Raw genomic sequence first — 20,031 nt, 5'->3', positions numbered from 1 at the left:
AGCTGCGCACTCCTGCGGCAGCCACCTTATATGCTTTGGTCTAAAACGGCAAGTTCAGCGTGGGCAGGACAAAATTTCCATTAAACCGATATAACTGGTATTAATACCGCATTTTTCAGCCAGTTTTTCCTGCGAAATTCCCTTTTCTTTACGAATTCTCTTTATATTATCAATAACCAGCCGTTCAAGACTCATTATTATATTATTGTTGATATATTTCTATATTATTATAATATTTATATTATTAGTAAATCAGGCATTTTTAAAAATTGTACATGGATTTCGTTGAAATAATGGTACAGAAAGAAAATTGAGGCCTGAATTAAAGAGAAAAATATGGCAAATAGGAAAAACTGGTTGGGAATACTGGTAATTGTTCTGGTATTCGGAATGACGGTTTTTGGGTGTGAGGACGATTCAGGCGGTACAGACCCTGCTCTTAATGGAACATGGGTTATGGATAATATGCCAACCGGCAGTACAGCCGAATATACATTCAATAATGGAAATTATGAAGCTCAAATGAATGGTACGCCACAGGGGAAAGGAACTTATACCACAAGTGGTAATAAAATAACAATTACGATTACTCATATGTATGGTACGATGTATGGACTTGAATCAAGATGGTATACAATAGCTGAGATTAGTGCATTGTTAGGTGATTATTTAAGTTCAGGTTCTGTATCACAAACAGCAACATATTCTGTAAGCGGCAACAAACTTACTATGACTCCAACTAATCCACAAACCGGTAAATCATCTACAGCAACCTATACTAAAAAATAAGTCCTCTGTAGCACAAGATAGCGACAACTGCCACCCTTAGCGGCGGCAGTTTTTTTTGTGATAAGAGCAGTAAACTTTACAAAACATTATTCTCAAATTTCATCTCGCAAAGGCGCAGAGGCGCAAAGTTCCTGTCCGATAGCCCATTGCTGATCTAGATATATTAGTTTAACTACAAAGCTTGAAAGGAAAAACGACGATCCGGCGAACAACAACCTTTGCGCCTCTGCGCCTTTGCGAGGTCTTTTTATTTTGTAATAAAGTAGGAAAAAAAATGCAAAAAAGCTTGCAAAACGAAAAAACTACACAAATGTATAGGAAAAACGGCAAATTCTACAGTTTTCATTTTATTTTATATATTTATTTATTGACGGATTGTAAACATGTATTATACTTATAAAAACTACTAAAAATTAAAATATTAAGGATGGAAAAGAGAGCTATGGATAAGTTTTATAAGAGAGAAGTAAGCCTAATGAATCCAAAAATTTTTCCACGTACTTCATTAGATACGCAAATTGATAATCCTGATATTAAAAACTCAATAAAGGCAAACCCTGTTGAGAAAAAAGAGCATGAAATAGTTGCTGATGTTGTTTCTGCCTTGAGGAAAACAGGAACAAAGTAATGCCTATCAATTTATCCTCATGTCTGCTCAATGATTTTTTGTATCAGCAAGATAAAAAAACATATTATGCTTTTAAAGACGATAAATTTATCATGGTAGACAGGGACGAGATTGCTGATTCTATCTGTCCTGAATCATCATATTTCCCCGCCTGTTTCAAAGAACTAATATGAAAAGCGGCAGACATTTTACCTAGTAATAAAATAAGAAAGAAACGCAATCACAGCAAAAAGAGCGATAAAAGTGACAATATAAGTCCAAAAAGGGATAGGTTCGCCCGCATGGCGGTGTTTTATTTTAGGCGGCTTCATTTTTGGGTTTTTCTGTTTTGGAGACGGAGGGGCTGAATAGCCGCACATGGGGCAGCCGTTTTGGAACATTCTGTCCTGGCCGGAATAGCCGCAGGACGGACAGCGGACGGAGGCGAAAATACGCCCGCAGTACGGGCATTTTTTTACTTCGCTGCCCACTTCATTGCCGCAATAATCACAAAAAAAACGCGGTTTTTTATTCAATTACTAACCTCTAAAAACACGAATAATTGTTGAATACTCATTTCTGTAATTATCGGTATTTTTTTACGCCGGACAGGAGGGTGAAACGCCTTTTTTAGGACACTCACTACATGGGGCAGACGCCGCTGGCGCCGCCTGAGTTGCCGGCGTTGATTGAGAATTTTCGCCGCTTTTGGGCTTTGCGTCAGGAGCGGGTTTCGCGTCGGCTGCGGTTGCGTTTTTAGCGGATTTATCGCCTGAGCTTTTATTTTTGTCGGTGACATAGAAGCCTGAGCCTTTAAAAATTACGCCTGTCCCGCCAAAAATTAGCCTGCGAACTTCTTTGCCGCACTTGGGGCAGTCTTTAATGGGCGGATCATTAATAGACTGAAAAACCTCAAATTTATGTGAACAGCTTTTACATTCGTATTCATAAGTTGGCATGATTGTTTTAAATATAATGAAAATGCTAATTTGGCGCAAGAGTTTATACGAAAGAGTTCACACACGTTAAATAAATGCACGGCGAAGCTGTGCGGATGAATAATGCCGCACAACGTAGCACCAATAAATGCCGCTGTCTGTAATAAAAGTAAGGGCACCTTTAGGTGACCGACAGTGCGCAGAGCACAAAGGGACAAAGCTCACAAAGGGGAGAAAGGGGAATCATTTTTTTAGATACTGACTTTTTTTTAAAATTGTGATAAAGCAAATATATGGCAAATAAATTGACGCAAATACAAAAAATGATTTTCGAGATTCGCGGACAAAAAGTTATACTTGATAGCGACCTTGCTGCATTGTATGAAGTTGAACTACGGTCTTTGAATCAAGCTGTCAAACGTAACATTGGACGCTTTCCACTCGATTTTATGTTCCAACTAACAGATGATGAATGGAATTTTTTGAGATCACAAATTGTGATCTCAAAGAATAATTGGGGCGGCAGGCGTTATGTCCCTTATGTCTTTACAGAACAGGGCGTTTCAATGCTGTCCAGCGTAATTAATACAGAACGCGCAATCAATGTAAACATCAGTATTATGCGTACTTTTGTTCAATTAAGGCATTATGTGCTTGATAAAACAGATACTAATGAACAAATTGCAGAGTTGCGAAAACTCCTCATGCTCTACATTGAGAAAAACGACAAGCGGGTAAATGAAATAATAATCGCGCTGAACAATCTCATTGAGCATCCGCCAAAGACCAGAACGATAGGCTTCTGTACAAACTAAACTCAGTCGGCTCGGACTAATACGGTAAAAAAAGTACTGACATTTTATCAAAATTGTGATAAAGCAAATATATGGCAAATAAATTGACGCAAATACAAAAAATGATTTTCGAGATTCGCGGACAAAAAGTCATGCTTGACAAGGACATTGCCTCATTGTATGAAGTTGAAACATTTAATCTGAATAAAGCCGTAAAGCGTAATATTGAGCGTTTTCCAAGTGATTTTATGTTTCAACTTACCAAAGACGAATGGGAAAACTTGATATTCCAAAATGGAATATCAAGTTTACAGCACGGCGGCAGACGCTTTATGCCCTATGCTTTTACCGAACAAGGCATTGCAATGTTGGCATCTGTCCTTAACAGCCCAAAAGCGATCAATGTAAACATCAGTATCATGCGTACTTTTGTTCAGTTAAGGCATTATGTGCTTGATAAAACTGATACTAATGAACAAATAGCCGAATTGCGAAAGTTGCTCATGCTCTATATCGAGAAAAACGACAAAAGGGTAAATGAAATAATTATCGCCCTGAACAATCTTATCGAACATCCTCCAAAAACCAGAACGATAGGCTTCTGTACAAATTAAACTCAGTTGGTTAGTGTCCCGTTTTAAATCAGAAGTTTCAGTAAGGCTTTTATTTCCTTTTCGCTGAGGGGGGTTGAGCGGATGTCAAGAGCGGTTCCGTTTACTATGGGCGGATTGGTTAGGAAGGCCGAAAGAAGCGGGTCTGTTGAAAAGCTGGAAGCGATGGTGAGTAGCACCGCCATGCCTTTGGCGTGGGACGTGTTTTCAAATTGCAGTCTGATTACAGCTTCGTATTTTCCTTCAGGTGCGGGGGAAAGGTTGAAAAAAAGATTTAAAATGGACTGTGCCGGTAATCCGGCGAACATTTTGTTTAACAGTACTAGAGGGGTTGTTACCCAGCAGGAGAGAGGGGAGTCTTTGCGGAATTCATTAAATCCTTTGGGGATTTCCACTCCCGGCGGCGGCGTATACGGTTCAAATGGTTCATTGGAATACGAGGCTGCGGCGTAGGCATGGGAAGCGCCTATCAATACGGAAACCCCGCTGTCGGGCGAATACCAGTATTCAACGCCTGAGCCGGAACGCCGCTTTTGCCAGTTTTTGTTAGCGGACATCGCGAGCGCCGCATTGGAACTGGGGTAGCTGCCCTGAGCAGCAATTTGATAACGCCGTCCGTCTCCCCGCTGAAATAACGCGGCGGCGAAGAAACTGGTTTTGTCCAACAATTGCCTTGTCTCTTTATTGTTCAATTCTTCAATGGGCAAAAGATTGATAATAGGCCGCGCCCGTTTCGCGTCCGCAAAGACGTATGTATAAGCGCCGCTTTCAAAGGGGAGAGAGGCGGCTGTTTCAAGGTTTATGCTGGGGATTTTGGGAGTAGTTTGGCAGGAGAGGAATAAGAGAGCAGTGAGCAGTGAGCAGTGAGCAGTGAGCAGTGAGAAGCGAAAAGCAAGCGGTGAACGGCGAGTGGTAAACAGTGAGAAGTTAGTAGTGAGCAGTGAGCAGTGAGAAATGTGTAGAGATTTTGTTCGTAATCTAGTCGTGCTGTCAACATAAATAGTTTTCATATCATTATCCCTCTTTCCTATTAACTATTCACTGCTCACTGCTCACTTCTCACTGCTTTACTATCTTCACTTGCCATGTCTCGTCTCCGGCTTCAATGGGGATTTGCCCGGCTGCTTTTGCCCATTGGGTTTTGACAGCCAGGGTTTCTGCGGCGACTGTTTCACTATAGTTGTCCCATGCCTCTTTAAGTGAGTCCACGCCATGTAAACAAAGTTCTATGCGGTCGGTTACGGACAGGCCCATTTCTTTGCGGGTGTTTTGTATGCCTCGGATTAAATCGCGGATGTCGCCTTCCATTGAAAGTTCGCGGGTAATTTCAGTGTCAAGGCCGACGGTTAGAGTGCCTTCGTTAAGGACGCGAAGGTTAGCTTTTTCGATTCGGCGGATGTCAAGTTTGTCGGTTGTCAGTACAATCGCTCTTTCGCCGCCTTCGCAGGGAACGTTAATCGAAAGCGGAGTGCCTTGCACAATTTTTTGAATCTCCGCGTGGTTTAGCGTCTCTATTTTGGCGGCGGCGGATTTCATGTCTTTTCCAAGTTCTTTTCCCAATACGCGGAAGTTGGCTTTTACTTCGTACTCCACCAAGTCTTCTTCTTTGTCTGAGAAGATAAGTTCTTTTACATTGAGTTCTTCGCGGATTATGTCCGCCATGCCGAGTAACGCTTTTTTCTCGTCTTCATTGCGCGTAACAAGTTCCGCTTTTTTGAGCGGCTGGCGGGCTTTGATGTTGTACTGGGAGCGAAGGGAGCGGCCAATTGAAACCGCGGACATTACCGCCGCCATGCGGAATTCAAGGGCGCTGTCGCGGCGTTTTGCGTCGGGGACGGGATAGTCCGTTAAATGTACCGATTCGGGATCGGTTTGTAAGCGCAGGTTTTGCCAGATAGCGTCTGTGGTAAAGGGCATGAAGGGAGACGCGACAGTTATCAATGTTTTAAGCGCGGCATAGAGAGCGCCGTAGGCTTCAAGTTTGTCGCTGTCTTGCTCTTTGCGCCAGAAACGGCGGCGGGAACGGCGGATGTACCAGTTGTTCAAAAGGTCGATGAAGCGCAGGATGTGGTCTATGGCGCGGCTTAGGTCGTAAGCGTCAAGCGCGGCTGCGGTTTTTTCAACAAGGGTTTGCGCTTCTGAAAGTATCCATTGATCCAGAGGATTAGCGGGTTTTTCGGGCGCGCCTGTCGCGGTTATTTTGTCGATGTTGGCGTAAGTGACAAAAAAACTGTACGCGTTCCACAGGGGGATGATGATGCTTTTCATTATTTCGCGCACGCCGTCATTGCTGTAACGTAAGTCTTCGGCTTTTACTACCGCGGAATGTACCAGAAAGAGACGCAGAGCGTCAGCGCCGAAAGAATTTATCACTTCGTTTGGGTCTGTGAAATTGCGGAGGCTTTTACTCATTTTTTTGCCGTCGTTTGCGAGGACAAGGCCGCTGACTATACAGTTTTTAAAAGCCGGCTTTTTAAGGAGAGCCGCCGCAAGGACGGTGAGGGTGTAAAACCAGCCGCGCGTTTGATCCAATCCCTCGCTGATAAAGTCCGACGGGAAATGGCTGTCAAAAAATTCTTTGTTTTCAAAGGGATAATGATTCTGCGCGTAGGGCATCGCGCCTGATTCAAACCAGCAGTCTAATACTTCCGGTATGCGCGTCATTTTAGCGCCGCAGGAGCAGGGGATTTTTATTTCATCGACAAAATGTTTGTGAAGGTCTTCGGGGTATACGCCGGAGAGTTCTTTTAATTCGGCGCGGCTGCCGACGCAGATTGTTTTTCCGCAGTCGGGGCATCGCCAGATTGGAAGCGGGTTTCCCCAATAGCGGCTTCGGCTGATTGCCCAATCGCGGGCGCCTTCCAGCCATTTGCCGAATCTGCCTTCTTTGATGTGTTCGGGAACCCAGTAGATTTGGCTGTTCGCGTCTAACATATCTTTTTTTATTTTTTCTACGTTGACAAACCACGAGCCGACGGCGCGGTAGATCAACGGACTTGAACAACGCCAACAATGCGGATAGGAGTGGAGTATCTGTTCGCGCTTTATAAGTTTGCCTTCGCTTTTTAATTTTTCGATGATTGCCTTGTCCGCGTCTTTTACAAAAACGCCCGCAAAGTCGCTTACCTCCTGCGTGAAGCGGCACTCATCATCAACCGGGCAGATGACGGGTATGCCCGTCCCCTTGAGTACGCGCGCGTCATCTTCGCCGAATCCGGGCGCCGTATGCACTATGCCCGTTCCGTCTTCGGTAGTGACAAAGTCGCCGAGGAATGTGCGGAAAGAGTTAGGCGCGTCTTTGAAGTAAGGGAACAGCGGTTCGTATTGAAGACCGGCAAGCTGCGCGCCTTTTTTGCGCCAGATGATTTTGTAGTCGGTATTGTTTTTGTAATAGGCGGGTAAGCGAGCCTCCGCTAGTATGTAGTGATCGGGGGAAGTGGATAGTGGATAGTTGGTAGTGGGGAGGTCTTCGATTAATACATAGTCGATGTCTGCGCCGAGAGTGAGGGCGAGGTTCGAAGGCAACGTCCAGGGAGTTGTTGTCCATGCGAGCAGATAAGTGTTCGGGGGCGTTGCGGGGGTGTCCCCCGCTGAGGGGGGTAGCGTAGGCTGCGAAGCTGCCGGAGCGTGGGGGGAGACTTCCCCCCTCACTTTAAACCGCACAGTAATCGCCGGATCGTGTACATCCCTATACCCTCCCAAATTGAGTTCGTGATTTGAAAGAACCGTAGCGCAACGGGGGCAGTATGGGAGTATATAGTGGCCTTCGTAGAGGCAGCCTTTATCCCAGAGGGTTTTCATTACCCACCAGATTGTTTCCATGTAATAGGGTTCCATTGTTTTATAGTCGTGGTCGAAGTCTACCCAGCGTCCGAGGCGGGTGATTGTGGCTCGCCATTCTTTCACATAACGCAGGACGGCGGCTCGGCAGGCTTCGTTAAACTTGGCTACGCCGTAGTTTTCGATTGCGGTTTTTGAGTTAAGACCGAGTTCTTTTTCGATTAAGTTTTCGACGGGAAGGCCGTGGCAGTCCCAGCCGAAACGGCGCTCGACTTTTTTGCCTTTCATCGCCTGATAGCGGGGGATTATGTCCTTGATTGTGCTTGGGACAAAATGCCCGAAGTGCGGCAGCCCTGTGGCAAAGGGGGGGCCGTCAAAAAAAACGAATTCGCTCTGCCCTTCCCTATTGGATACGGATTTTTCAAAGATATGGTTTTGCTCCCAAAATTTTAAGATTTCTTCCTCAAGTTTGGGAAAATTTACTTTTGAGTCAACTTGCTTATACATTTTTATATTGTAGCAAAAAATGAATGAATTATTCAAGATGTCAGATACGCTGCGTTTACATAGTACAAATTTTTTAGTATTCAAACACATTTTCCCCTTGTCCGCAATCAAACTTTCGGGTATTTTTAATACAAAGGAAAACGACTCCGAAGGAGACGCAAATGCCGACTAAAACACCAGTAAAAAAGACAGTCAAAAAAGCCGTAAAGAAGGCGCCCAAAAAGGTTACATGGGACGATATAGAGGAAGATTTAAAAGAAATTGAAAAACTCCAAAAAGAAACATGGGAAGCTATACGAGAAATTCACAAAGATATATTTGGTCCTAACGAAGCATTTAATTCTCTTGTTGAATATGTTAAGTCTTGGGATATGCTTATCAAATTTAATCAACTTGGATTTACTTTTGATCGTATTATAAGTTATAAAATTGCCAAAGACGTACATGCCGAGATTGACGCTGTTATTGATAATATCACTCAAGCAATGATAATTGAAGTAATGTCAACCCTCGAAATTGAGGACATAAACGACCATATAAAACGCATGGAAAAAGTACGCAAGTATGCCGATGACCACGGCGACAAAAGGGAATTTCTAGGGGCGATAGCTGCAATGGTAATGAAACCCAAGCCAAGAGATTACGCATTAAATCAAGGTTTTTTTCTTATAGAGCCGTCAGGCGATGATGTCAAGGTTATCAAACCGGAAGGGAAACCAAAGGTTTGGTGATTAAAAAGTTGTGTTAGTTGCTGTTGCGTTACCATTGCGCTCACTGTGCCGCCAACGAATTGACGGCACTATGGATTTAGGTAACAAATATTATACGTTGCGAATTATTTTATCGCTTTAGAAGTTTCTGTCTCAGTCGCATTCTTGTCTTGTTGATCTCTAGCGGAAATACCTAAAAAGGTTCGAAGCTTTTTTCCCACCGAAGTCAGAATCAAGACGGCAATAATGTAGAGCAATAACACTGTACCTGGGACACCAACATTCACACCAACGCTGTTGCTTAATTTCAATATGAAAAAGGCCGCTATTCCACCTAAACCAAGAATACCGCCGAGTATCATGACAACAGTAGTCATTTTTTTGTTCTTTACAAGCAAAGTGTTTCCGAGGTCACGGTAAATCTGGTTCATGCTGCGGAATGCAGACTCGAATTCCTTAACTCGCCTAAAGATACCGATAGCGGATATCCATCCGAACACAGGGAAGCAGGCGCGAATGTACCTTCCTTTCAGATCGGTGTTTAAAGAGTCCGCATTCTGCTTTGGAACCTTGCCAGCTTCCTGAATATCTGACTCAGCGGCTGCGATCAGACCGGTCGTCTTTTGGACATGTTCTGGAACCTTGTCCAATGTGGATTGCAGCCGAACCAAGTTTGCCTGTTTGATCGCCTTATCCGTCTTTTCTAACGAGAAGCGATCCTCTCCACCATTAACAATACCGGTGAGATTCTCCTCGCCAATCACGCCAACAAGATGCTGGCGTAACTCTTTTACCGCTGGCCGTAGTTCCTTGTTGTAGAAGTCATCAATAACAGCCTCCTCAATCATCTGTACCAAGGAATGTCCCTTTGGTAAAATATCATTTTTCATGGCTTCGACGTTTGCCTTCATCGAAGTTAGTAATGTTTCAGCTTGTTTGTGTGCGCTTACTCCAGACTTTGCTAGGTTATCAGCTGTCTTTAAGGCCTCATTTGCCTTTACAATACTCTGGTTCAGAGCGGCGATTGTTTTTGTGATTTGCCCAATGATCTCATCAAGTTTAGTAGGGTCGATAACACCTTTATACTCGAAAGTTGTGTTAATCTGTTCTGAAATGACATTATTCACAGATTGCGTTATTGAGGACAGTTTTCCCTGATCCACGGAACCCAGTACTTTAACGACTTGTTGGTGTATATCGCTGTTTTTTTGCACAAGGCTTAAATTCTGCTGGTAAATACCCGTTAAGTGATTCATCACTTGCTCATTGGCGCAGAGCGCCGCAAACATCTTGTTGACCTCAGCGATGCGTTCGCGGCAATCCTTCCGAGCGGCGTTATCCTCGATCTTTTCCTCGAACATCGCGAAAATTCGCAATTCAATCAAGCAAATGTCGATTGCCGCAACAAGATCTTCGGGGTTCTCACTGCCATCCAGCTTGTCGACAATCTTCGTACAGCGATCAAGAATCCCGACAATATCCTCATCAATGACGAGTAATGCTTCAAGAGCGAGTTCTTCCCGCTTCGCATTGGCTTCCTCAACTGCTTCTTTGTACTTATCGAGCAGGTCATTATATTTATCGATGGCTTGGTTGATTTTGTCTGTCATCTTGCGCGTCTGATTTAGGCGATCGTTATACCTCGCGACTGCCTGAGCATCTGACGTATCGACAAAAAAACCGGTACCAGGGTCTAATCTGGACCGTTGCTGCTTCATATCTTCAATGTTCTGCTCGGTTTGCTCCATCGCTTCTTTACACCGATCCACCTTGCTTTGATAGCGCTCCATCGTCTGTTCAAGTTTTGTTTTCGCCTTCTCGTATTTGGGACAACTGATAAAGTTGGGAATGTCTCCCTTCTCGATTTTAGGTAACTCAAGCAGACGTATTGCGCTGAGTTTTTCATAGTTCAATAGTTGTCCAATTTCTTCAATTGATTTCTTCATTTTTTTTGTTCCTCCTTCTAAAGAATCCTTGCTTTGCGGTTGCCTTTCTCCTACGGACGGCAATCATGTAGATTTAACTGTCCGATATTGGACAGATATTTGCCAACGGCAAATTGATATATATAGCCAAATACGGCTTTATACCCATCAAAAATAGTTTGCGTATTTTGTCTGCCGACAAAATATATAATTCAGAAATTATTTCTGAATAAAGCACTCTAAATTCAATACTAATCATAGAAAACTATCAGTCATACTCAATAATAATTGAAACTATCTCAATGTGTCAAGCAAGTTTTCACCATATATTATTACAAAGTAAGTAATGAAAGGAAAAAAAGTCGATATACAGGAAACTTTTGCCAGAAATCTGCGTGAAAATCGCCGTAAATGCGGTTTTACACAGGTTCAATTAGCGGAAAAAGCGGATATTACAACCCATTATCTGGCAATGGTAGAATTGGCTCGTTATATACCCAGAGTTGAGATCATAGAACGGCTTGCAAAAGCCATGAATATTGAAATATATGATCTTTTTATTGTTCCGCTTTCCCCTGCTATGGAATTGAAAAAACTCCAAGAGTCAATTATTTCTGAATTAAGGGATATTGTGAAAGAATCGGTTGACGAAGCCTTTGAAAAAGAGCGAAGAAAGCAAAAAAGAGGGAAATAAAATGTCCATTACCGCTAGAAGATGTATGCCCAATAAAATCCTTGAGTACAGGCGGGCAGGCTGCGTGCGATGTAAAAACATTTTTCGGGCGTTCCCCGCCGGAGAGACTTTGGGATAAAACAAAGAAAATTCAGAGAATAAACGTCCGGTGACGACCCCTAGATAAAGCTTTCTAACTACCGCTGTTTAGTCGCCGGAAGGCTCACAGCCAAATAAACGCACGGCGTAGCCGTGTAGATCAATAATGCCGCACGCTGAAAGCACCAAAAAATGCCGCAGTCCCCAATAAAAGCAAGGCCGCCTTTAGGTGGCCGCCAGTGCGAGGCGGATTCTTACGAAGTTTTTACAGCGTGCGCAGCCTGCCCGCCTGTACTAAATAAATTCTTTGGGCATACATCGTGTATGGGAGTGGGGACTCTTGTCCGTTATCTTATCTTGAAGCTCACACATAGCCCCTATTCCCACTTTGCGCTCTTTGTTCCTTAGTGATCTTAGCGAGAAATCTTTTGGAATAAGGTTGATTTTTTTCAATAATAAGGTTTATAATAGACATTGATAAGGTTTACATGTATTACTGATAAGGTTTACATGGGATATCGATAAGGTTTATAGGTAATTAAGGGAAAACAATGCCTGGAATTCGTGAACGAGGCGAAGAAATTCGCGATTTTATACTGACAAACATAACGGACAATAAAAACATTGCCGCGCTTACATCACAGCGGTTTGATATTTCCCTGCCGGCGGTATATAAACATATTAATAAGTTGTTATCGGATAAGGAATTAACAAAAAAATCAGGACAGTATGTCATAACGTCAAAGCAGAAAAAATATACTTATAAAATTAACAAAACCTTATCCGAAGACGCCATTTGGGAAAACGACATAAAAAAACATTTTATAGGCGTTCCTCAAAATATCAAGAATATTTGGACTTATGGATTTTTAGAGATTTTCAATAATGCCATAGAACACTCCAAAGGGAAAAACATTGATTTGGCAATTAATCAAAATAAGGCGTTTACAAGCCTGTCCGTCTCTGATGACGGAATTGGCATTTTCTACAATATTAAGCAAAAATTTAAACTTTCTGACGAAAAAGACGCGATAATCGAATTGGCAAAGGGTAAACGCACAACTGATAAATCCCGGCATTCCGGGCAAGGCATTTTTTTTACTTCAAAAGCTTTTGACGATTTTATCATTATTTCCAAGGGAATAACTTATGCCGCCAACCAACAGAAGGATAACAATATAAAACCGGGCAGGACAAAGTTTTCCACTTTTGTGTATATGCGTCTTGCGAACAACAGCGCTACGGTACTAAAAGATATTTTTGATAAATTTTCAACGGAAGTACCGGGTGATTTTGACAGAACCATCGTCCCGATAAATTTAACAAACACAGATGACTTGGTATCGCGTTCACAGGCAAGGCGAATCTTAAGCGGGCTTGAATTATTTAAAGAGGTGATTCTGGATTTTAAAAATATCGAAAATATAGGACAGGCGTTTGCGGATGAAATTTTCCGCGTTTTTCCAAACATGAATCCTGACACCAGAATATCCGCGCAAAACGCAAACGCAAATGTTCAATACATGATTAACCGGGCTATAAATACAAAATTATAACCCGCCCTAATTGCAAAACTTAAAATAATTTGCTATAAAATAATATTAGAATAAATGAAAAGTTTTAAGTTTAAGCATGGGGCAAAATACCTATTTGGCTTAATAGCAGTTATGTACCCTATTCTAGTTTTTTGCGCTCTGGTCGTTTTTAAACTGCCGATACGGTATCTTTCAATCGGTATTATCATTTTCGCCATCGCCTACAGCGTCGTCAACAGCAGGCATTACAAGGGCAAACACACTGTGGCTCTTTTTGTCAGCCCGTTGATTCTTTGCGTCATCGGGGTAATCAGCCTGTGCCTGGACGATTCGCCAATTATAATAAAGCTGTATCCCGCCCTTGCTTCTATCGCGTATTTAACCATAATGATTACTTCATTTATCTTCCCCCCGCCGCTTGCGTACTATTTTATCGATATTTTTGACAAATCAATAAAAACTAAAATCCCAAAAGAAATATTTGACGGTTTCTGTTTCAAGGCAAGCGTGGTATGGTGCGTGTTTTTCTTTGTTGACGCCGTTATCGCGATAATCACGGTATATTTCAGTTCGGAACTTGTTTGGGGCATTTACAACGGCGGCGTAACATATTGTATTATGGGGCTGATATTTGTCGGCGAATTTATTGTTTTAAAGGTAATCGAAAAAAAGTACCGCCGGGAACACCCTGCGGCGGGTACAGAGGAAGGTTCTGATGTCAATTCTTAAAGAAGGTTATCCCTTTATTTTTTCCCCTCTTGCGGTAGGCGCGGCGCTTTTGATTGGTTCCATTAAAACGGGATTGATGCCCGTAACTATTGTTTGTTTTGCGCTGGGGTGCGTTCTTATCGTTTTTGCGCTGTTCTGCGCGTATTTTTTCAGAGACCCAAAAATTGAAATCACGCGGGGAGAGGGGGTTATTCTTTCCCCTTGTAACGGAACGGTTATGGAAGTTGCTGAAGAGGGAGAGCAAAAAATTATACGGGTGTTTCTTTCTATTTTTAGCGTCCACTTGCAGCGCTCGCCAGTAAGCGGGACTGTCGTTGACGTGACGCACAAGGACGGAAAATTTTACGCGGCGTGGAATCCGCTGGCGCAATCTGAAAATGAGCAAAATATTATCACTATTCAGAATGACGGCGGCGTGTATGTGGTGCGCCAAATCGCGGGATTGGTGGCAAGGCGATGCGTGTCGTGGGTGAAGAGCGGCGATACTCTTAAAGCGGGAGATAAAATAGGAATGATTAAATTCAGTTCTCAGGTTGATCTGCACCTGCCAAAAACGGCGGCGATAGACGTAAAACCCGGAGATAAAACAAAAGCGGGCATCACGGTAATGGGGAGAAAATAAAATGAGAAAAGTAACATTAAAAGACGGAATATTTATCATCCCTTCACTTTTTACCTGCGGAAATATGGCTTTCGGCATTCTGTCTATTTTTTCTTCTATTGATGGGCATTTTATTAAAGCCGCATGGCTTTTAGTCGGAGCGTTGGCTTGCGATATCCTCGACGGAAGAATCGCGCGAATGACCAATACAACCAGTGATTTTGGCATGGAATTGGATTCGCTTAGCGATCTTGTTTCGTTTGGAATGGCTCCAGGCATAATGATGTATATGCTGGTGTTAAAAACAATGGGGAAGATAGGCGTTGCCATTGCCATTCTCTATGTGCTTTGTTGCGCCCTTCGTCTCGCGCGTTTTAATGTGTTAGCGCAGAGTGGGGAAATACAGAAACATTTTGTTGGGCTTCCTACTCCCGCCTCCGCCGGCGTTATAATTTCCTTTGTGTTGAGCTATGAGCTTTTAGGTCCCGGAGATTTTCCGCTTAACTTCAAGACAATTCCGGTTTTGATGACGCTCATGCCGACATTTTTCAGAGTTATGCCCATCGTCATTGTCGTTCTTTCATTTCTCATGGTATCCAATATCCCATATATGTCATTCAAAGGAATAAAGTTATCCAAAGTCAGAACCATAGAACTTCTCGCTCTGATGATCGTATTGATCATTGTCGTCGTCGTATATCCTCAAAATATATTTTTTATAATATTTACTGTTTATGCCGTATCAGGCCTGTTGTTTTATGTGCCGAGGATCATCATAAAAAAAAGAAACGAAGAAAAAAATGAAACTTGATTTGTAAAGACCTCACATAAAGAACACGAATGAAGAGAAGATCACAAAGAAGAATCAGGGGTTCTTGTTCGTAATCTTATAGTGAGGTTCAGGCTTAGCTTTCAGACAAAACCCCCTTCTTCCCTCTTTGTGATCTTTGTACCTTTGTGATCTTTGTGAGAAAATTTTTCGTAAAATTCCCTATTGACATTTTTTTACGATTTCTATAATATAAATAAAAATAATTAAAGGGGAGTTTTTTATGAAAAAAACATTTTTAGTTTTATTTGCTATTTTAGTATTACTTTCGGGCTGCTCAAAAAAGCAGGATCAAAAGAAGAGCGCGGAAACATTTGATCTCGCGCTGGTAACAGACCTTGGCACCATTGACGATAAATCTTTCAATCAGGGTTCATGGGAAGGGTTGGTTCAATATGCCAAAGAAAAGAACATTTCCCACAAATACTATCAGCCTGCCGAGCAGAGCAACGACGCCTATCTTACGGCGATTGATCTGGCAGTCCGCGGCGGAGCAAAAATAGTAGTTACTCCGGGCTTCCTTTTTGAAACTCCGGTCTTTCACGCGCAGGATCGCTATCCCAATGTGAACTTCATTCTGGTAGACGGCGTGCCGCACAACGAAGATTATTCGCAATTTAAAACAGGCAATAATACAGTAGGCGTCAATTACGCTGAAGATCAGGCGGGTTTTCTTGCGGGATACGCGGCTGTAAAAGACGGCAACAGGAAACTCGGTTTTGTTGGCGGAATGGCGGTTCCCGCCGTTGTCCGTTACGGTTACGGTTTTGTCCAGGGCGCGGAATATGCGGCTAAGGAATTAGGACTGGCTGCCGGCGCAATTACAATTAACTACCATTATACGGGCGGTTTTGCCGCCACACCCGAAGCCCAAACGCTTGCGGCGTCGTGGTACAACAGCGGAATAGAAATAATCTTCGCATGCGGAGGGGCCGTCGGCAACTCTGTAATGGCCGCGGCTGAACAGGCCGGCAAAAAAGTAATTGGCGTTGACGTGGATCAATCTGGCGAATCTCAAACCGTCATTACTTCGGCGATGAAGGGGCTTCAGATTTCCGTTTACGACTGTATTGCCGATTATTACAAAGGAAAATTCCCAGGCGGACAGACTTTAGTTTTCGCCGCCGATAATCAGGGCGTCGGCCTTCCAATGCAGTCTTCAAAATTCCAGAATTTCAATCAAGCTGATTACAACAGTATTTTCGCAAAGCTGGCATCCGGCGAAATTCCCAGAGTGGATAACCTTGACAGCAACGGAAGCCCCAAAGTAGTCCCCGTTACCATATCCAGAATTACGGAAGTAAAGTAAACGCGTGGCGGACTACATTGTTGAGATGCTCGGAATTACAAAGATATTTCCGGGCATCATAGCCAATGACAATATCACTCTTCAATTAAAAAAAGGAGAGATTCACGCCTTGTTAGGTGAAAATGGGGCGGGAAAGTCAACCCTTATGAGCGTCCTTTTCGGCCTGTATCAGGCTGAAAAGGGCGAAATTAAAAAAAACGGCGAAGTTGTCCATATCAACGGGCCGAATGACGCGAGAAAGCTGGGAATCGGAATGGTTCACCAGCATTTTAAACTTGTTCATAATTTTACGGTTCTGGAAAATATTATTCTTGGCGCGGAGACGGTCAAGTACGGAATGTTAAAACTTGACGACGCCCGCGCCCAGATAATTGAATTGTCCAAACGCTATAAACTTGAAATTAATCCCGACGCCCTAATTTCCGACATTACGGTCGGAATGCAGCAGAGGGTTGAAATACTGAAAATGCTCTACCGCGAAAATGAAATCCTGATCTTCGACGAGCCGACCGCGGTGCTTACTCCGCAGGAAATCGAAGAATTAATGCATATAATGAAAAACCTTATCGCGGAAAATAAATCAATTTTGTTTATCACGCACAAACTTGAAGAGATAAAAGCCGTCGCCGACCGTTGTACCGTTCTTCGCAAGGGGACATATATTGGGACGGTTGACGTAGCCTCCGTTTCCAAAGAAGAGTTATCTGAAATGATGGTCGGCAGAAAAGTAAACCTGTCCGTGGAAAAAACGGAGCGGCAGGCTGGAGACGTGATTCTTAAAGTAGAAAACCTTACCGTAAAAAGCAAAGAACACGATAAGGCGCTTGTAAATAACGCGAGTTTTGAGGTCCGTTCCGGGGAAATTTTATGCATAGCGGGAATTGACGGGAACGGGCAGCAGGAGCTGATCCATGCTATTGCCGGAATGACTGAGGCGACAGGGCGCGTCTTTCTTGAGGGGAGGGAAATTACACATAACGATATTCGCTCAAGGGGCATGGCGCATATTCCCGAAGACAGGCATAAACACGGCCTTGTGCTGGATTACAACCTCGCGTTTAATCTGGTTTTACAAAGTTATTTTACAAGCCGTTTTCAGAAAAACGGTTTTCTTAAATTTAATGAGATTTATAAATACGCCGACGAACTGATTGAAAAATTTGACATTCGTTCCGGTCAGGGGGCGCACTCTATAACGCGAAGCATGTCTGGCGGCAACCAGCAGAAAGCGATTGTCGCTAGAGAAATATCGCGCGATTCGCGCCTGCTTATCGCCGTTCAGCCGACAAGAGGGCTTGATGTCGGCGCTATCGAGTATATCCACAAACAGCTTGTGGCGGAGAGAGACAAGGGAAAGGGAGTGCTTTTAGTCTCGCTTGAACTGGACGAAGTGATGGATGTCAGCGACAGAATCCTCGTTATATTTGAGGGAAAAATTGTCGCCGACGTTAAACCAAAAGAAGTCAGTTACAAAGAACTTGGTCTTTATATGGCGGGAGCCGCAAAGCAGGGGGCGGCATGAAGATAAATCTTCAAAAAGGAATAAACCTTTTAAACAGCGGACTTACTCCTCCTGTAATAAATACCCTTTCTTCCGTCGCCGCGATTTTAGTAGGCCTGCTTGCGGGATTTGTAATTCTTTTAATTAGCAACGTTTCACAGGCCGCTGAAGGTTTTGGCGCGATCCTTGCGAGCGGATTTTCAAATATGCGCGAATTTGGGCAAGTTCTATACTTTGCCACCCCAATAATTATGACGGGTCTTTCCGTCGGCTTTTCAAGCAAGACGGGTCTTTTTAACATTGGAGCCTCTGGTCAGTTTATCACTGGCGCTTATGCGGCGGTTCTTGTCGGCGTTAAATGCGATTTTCTTCCCGGACATTTGCATTGGATAGCCGCTTTAATCGCAGCAGTGCTTGCCGGCGCCTTTTGGGGCGCTATACCCGGTTTTTTCAAAGCCATTTTTAACGTGAACGAAGTAATATCTTGCATAATGATGAATTACACTGGCACTTATTTGGTAAATTTTCTCGTAACAAAAACAATGTTTGATTCCCTGAGGAATCAGAGCATGCGCGTACTGGAGACTGCAAATATTCCAAAAATAGGGATGAATCATATTTTCCGCGACGGTTATAATGTTTCAAGCGCGAACTCGGGATTTTTTATCGCCATTTTATTCGCGGTATTGATCTATATTATTCTTGAAAAAACTACCTTCGGTTACGAGCTTAAAGCCTGCGGTTTTAACCGCGAAGCCGCACGTTACGCGGGAATCAACGAAAAGAGAAGCATTATTCTCAGCATGACAATCGCAGGCGCTCTTGCTGGTCTTGGCGGCGCGTTACTGTACCTTGCGGGTTCGGGCAAGGGCATCACCGTAGTTGACGTTCTTGCGCCGGAAGGCTTTAACGGCATTCCAGTCGCGCTTTTGGGACTGAACAATCCGCTGGGAATAATTTTTTCAGGTATGTTAATAGCGTACCTTAACGAAGGCGGCTTTAATATGCAGTTGTACAATTTCGCGCCGCAGGTAATCGAAATAATTATCAGCGTAATTATTTATTTCAGCGCATTCGCGCTCCTTGTTAAAAACTTTTTTAACTCCCTAAAAAAACGAATGGGAGGCGAAACATGAGCATATTGTATTTTCTTGTCCAGCAAACCATGTTTTTTTCCATTCCGCTGTTGATAGTCGCGCTTGGAGGAATGTTCAGCGAGCGCTCAGGCGTAATTAACATCGCTCTTGAAGGCATCATGATCTTTGGCGCGTTTACCGGAGTTTTGTTCATCAGCATATTGCAGCATTTCATTCCCGGACAGCCTATTCTGCTGTTGGCGGTGCTGGTCTCCATGATAACCGGCGTTGTGGTTTCGCTCCTTCACGCGTACGCCAGTATCAACATGAAAGCCGATCAAATAATCAGCGGCACGGCGATCAACATGCTGGCTCCCGCTGTGGCGATTTACATCGCGCGAATGATCCGCACCGTCCAGCAGATCCCGTTTGTAAACCAGTTCCGTATCGAGAAAGTTCCGTTGTTAGGCGACATTCCATTTATTGGGGATTTGTTCTTTAAAAACGCCTATATCACCACGTTCATAGGTTTCCTTATCCTCGCGATTTCAGCCGCCATTCTTTATAAAACGCGCTTCGGACTTCGTCTGCGCTCCTGCGGCGAACATCCGCAAGCCTCCGATTCCGCCGGAATAAACGTATACAACATGCGTTACGCCGGCGTTATGATCTCAGGGGCGCTTGCCGGTCTTGGTGGGCTTGTCTTTATCATCCCGACATCCACGCAGTTTAACGCGGAAGTTTCAGGTTACGGATTTTTAGCGTTAGCGGTTTTAATCTTTGGCCAGTGGAAACCCGGGCGCATTTTATCAGCCGCCTTTTTCTTCGGACTGATGAAGGCGATATCTTCAGCGTCTTCGGGCATACCTTTCCTGAGCGCGATTTCCATTCCAAGCGTCGTCTACAAAATAATTCCCTACGTTACCACGCTGGTCGTTCTAGCGTTCAGTTCAAAATCATCGCAAGCTCCGAGGGCGGAAGGCATACCGTATGATAAAGGGCGCCGATAAAGCATCCG

Annotated in this window: 21 protein-coding genes; 15 read left to right on the top strand and 6 right to left on the bottom strand. The window is 43.6% G+C overall.

The genetic code is table 11. The annotated features are described in order from the left end of the window. Nucleotides 1-54 precede the first annotated feature (54 nt). Entirely contained in the window at nt 55-195 is a 141-nt protein-coding gene (locus tag ACYVRA_RS15670) for a helix-turn-helix domain-containing protein (RefSeq protein WP_461253671.1), read from the bottom strand. 141 nt (nt 196-336) lie between these two features. On the opposite strand from ACYVRA_RS15670, the gene ACYVRA_RS15665 reads away from it, so the two are divergent. The 3 genes from ACYVRA_RS15665 (at nt 337) to ACYVRA_RS15655 (ending at nt 1,590) form a co-directional block, all read left to right on the top strand. Further along, on the top strand, nt 337-789 hold the full coding sequence (locus ACYVRA_RS15665; protein WP_461253670.1) for a hypothetical protein: 453 nt from the start codon (nt 337-339) through the stop codon (nt 787-789). A 427-nt stretch (nt 790-1,216) separates the two neighbouring features. Beyond that, nucleotides 1,217-1,417, top strand: a complete 201-nt coding sequence (locus ACYVRA_RS15660; protein WP_461253669.1) for a hypothetical protein — start codon at nt 1,217-1,219, stop codon at nt 1,415-1,417. Beyond that, a complete protein-coding gene (locus ACYVRA_RS15655) occupies nt 1,417-1,590 on the top strand; it encodes a hypothetical protein (protein WP_461253668.1) in 174 nt (57 codons plus the stop codon). Before ACYVRA_RS15660 ends, ACYVRA_RS15655 begins: the two co-directional genes overlap by 1 nt. A 15-nt stretch (nt 1,591-1,605) precedes the next feature. Here the strand turns inward: ACYVRA_RS15655 and ACYVRA_RS15650 are convergent, their stop codons facing one another. Both ACYVRA_RS15650 and ACYVRA_RS15645 read right to left on the bottom strand, forming a co-directional pair. After that, nucleotides 1,606-1,932: a zinc ribbon domain-containing protein gene (locus ACYVRA_RS15650; protein ID WP_461253667.1), complete on the bottom strand. Its 327-nt coding sequence runs from the start codon at nt 1,930-1,932 to the stop codon at nt 1,606-1,608. A gap of 63 nt (nt 1,933-1,995) precedes the next feature. Then, nucleotides 1,996-2,355: an FmdB family zinc ribbon protein gene (locus ACYVRA_RS15645; protein WP_461253666.1), complete on the bottom strand. Its 360-nt coding sequence runs from the start codon at nt 2,353-2,355 to the stop codon at nt 1,996-1,998. Between the two features lie 272 nt (nt 2,356-2,627). Between ACYVRA_RS15645 and ACYVRA_RS15640 the strand changes: the two genes are divergently transcribed. Together ACYVRA_RS15640 and ACYVRA_RS15635 are read left to right on the top strand one after the other, a co-directional pair. Then, complete coding sequence (locus tag ACYVRA_RS15640; protein ID WP_461253665.1) at nt 2,628-3,149, top strand: ORF6N domain-containing protein; 522 nt, start codon at nt 2,628-2,630, stop codon at nt 3,147-3,149. Nucleotides 3,150-3,220: 71 nt separating this feature from the next. Further along, on the top strand, nt 3,221-3,742 hold the full coding sequence (locus ACYVRA_RS15635; protein WP_461253664.1) for an ORF6N domain-containing protein: 522 nt from the start codon (nt 3,221-3,223) through the stop codon (nt 3,740-3,742). Nucleotides 3,743-3,765: 23 nt separating this feature from the next. Here the strand turns inward: ACYVRA_RS15635 and ACYVRA_RS15630 are convergent, their stop codons facing one another. Together ACYVRA_RS15630 and ileS are read right to left on the bottom strand one after the other, a co-directional pair. Next, complete coding sequence (locus ACYVRA_RS15630) at nt 3,766-4,749, bottom strand: hypothetical protein (RefSeq protein ID WP_461253663.1); 984 nt, start codon at nt 4,747-4,749, stop codon at nt 3,766-3,768. Nucleotides 4,750-4,798: 49 nt separating this feature from the next. Beyond that, complete coding sequence (gene ileS / locus ACYVRA_RS15625) at nt 4,799-8,026, bottom strand: isoleucine--tRNA ligase (protein ID WP_461253662.1); 3,228 nt, start codon at nt 8,024-8,026, stop codon at nt 4,799-4,801. A 161-nt stretch (nt 8,027-8,187) separates the two neighbouring features. Between ileS and ACYVRA_RS15620 the strand changes: the two genes are divergently transcribed. Further along, nucleotides 8,188-8,757 (top strand): hypothetical protein, encoded by a 570-nt coding sequence (locus ACYVRA_RS15620; RefSeq protein WP_461253661.1) that lies wholly within the window; start codon nt 8,188-8,190, stop codon nt 8,755-8,757. A gap of 104 nt (nt 8,758-8,861) precedes the next feature. Here the strand turns inward: ACYVRA_RS15620 and ACYVRA_RS15615 are convergent, their stop codons facing one another. After that, nucleotides 8,862-10,682, bottom strand: a complete 1,821-nt coding sequence (locus tag ACYVRA_RS15615) for a PspA/IM30 family protein (protein ID WP_461253660.1) — start codon at nt 10,680-10,682, stop codon at nt 8,862-8,864. Between the two features lie 325 nt (nt 10,683-11,007). Here ACYVRA_RS15615 and ACYVRA_RS15610 point away from each other — a divergent pair, with 325 nt between their 5' ends. The 9 genes from ACYVRA_RS15610 to ACYVRA_RS15570 all read left to right on the top strand — a co-directional run bounded on the left by ACYVRA_RS15610 (nt 11,008) and on the right by ACYVRA_RS15570 (nt 20,023). After that, nucleotides 11,008-11,355: a helix-turn-helix transcriptional regulator gene (locus ACYVRA_RS15610; RefSeq protein WP_461253659.1), complete on the top strand. Its 348-nt coding sequence runs from the start codon at nt 11,008-11,010 to the stop codon at nt 11,353-11,355. A 629-nt stretch (nt 11,356-11,984) separates the two neighbouring features. Continuing rightward, nucleotides 11,985-12,989, top strand: a complete 1,005-nt coding sequence (locus tag ACYVRA_RS15605; RefSeq protein WP_461253658.1) for an STAS-like domain-containing protein — start codon at nt 11,985-11,987, stop codon at nt 12,987-12,989. Nucleotides 12,990-13,043: 54 nt separating this feature from the next. Then, on the top strand, nt 13,044-13,697 hold the full coding sequence (locus ACYVRA_RS15600; protein ID WP_461253657.1) for a COG4648 family protein: 654 nt from the start codon (nt 13,044-13,046) through the stop codon (nt 13,695-13,697). Next, nucleotides 13,684-14,319, top strand: coding sequence for a phosphatidylserine decarboxylase (locus ACYVRA_RS15595; RefSeq protein WP_461253656.1), 636 nt, complete (start codon nt 13,684-13,686; stop codon nt 14,317-14,319). The genes ACYVRA_RS15600 and ACYVRA_RS15595 overlap by 14 nt, the downstream gene beginning before the upstream one ends. 1 nt (nt 14,320) lies before the next feature. Further along, nucleotides 14,321-15,109 carry a CDP-diacylglycerol--serine O-phosphatidyltransferase gene (gene pssA / locus ACYVRA_RS15590; RefSeq protein WP_461253655.1) on the top strand — a complete coding sequence of 263 codons (789 nt, stop codon included), beginning with the start codon at nt 14,321-14,323 and terminating at the stop codon, nt 15,107-15,109. 241 nt (nt 15,110-15,350) lie between these two features. Next, nucleotides 15,351-16,436, top strand: a complete 1,086-nt coding sequence (locus ACYVRA_RS15585) for a BMP family lipoprotein (RefSeq protein ID WP_461253654.1) — start codon at nt 15,351-15,353, stop codon at nt 16,434-16,436. Nucleotides 16,437-16,461: 25 nt separating this feature from the next. Next, a complete protein-coding gene (locus ACYVRA_RS15580; RefSeq protein WP_461253901.1) occupies nt 16,462-17,958 on the top strand; it encodes an ABC transporter ATP-binding protein in 1,497 nt (498 codons plus the stop codon). Continuing rightward, entirely contained in the window at nt 17,955-19,073 is a 1,119-nt protein-coding gene (locus ACYVRA_RS15575) for an ABC transporter permease (protein WP_461253653.1), read from the top strand. The genes ACYVRA_RS15580 and ACYVRA_RS15575 overlap by 4 nt, the downstream gene beginning before the upstream one ends. Next, a complete protein-coding gene (locus ACYVRA_RS15570; RefSeq protein ID WP_461253652.1) occupies nt 19,070-20,023 on the top strand; it encodes an ABC transporter permease in 954 nt (317 codons plus the stop codon). Before ACYVRA_RS15575 ends, ACYVRA_RS15570 begins: the two co-directional genes overlap by 4 nt. Nucleotides 20,024-20,031: the final 8 nt, after the last annotated feature.

Source organism: Treponema sp. R8-4-B8 (genome assembly GCF_054786175.1).
This window is presented reverse-complemented; position numbering and strand designations above follow the sequence as displayed.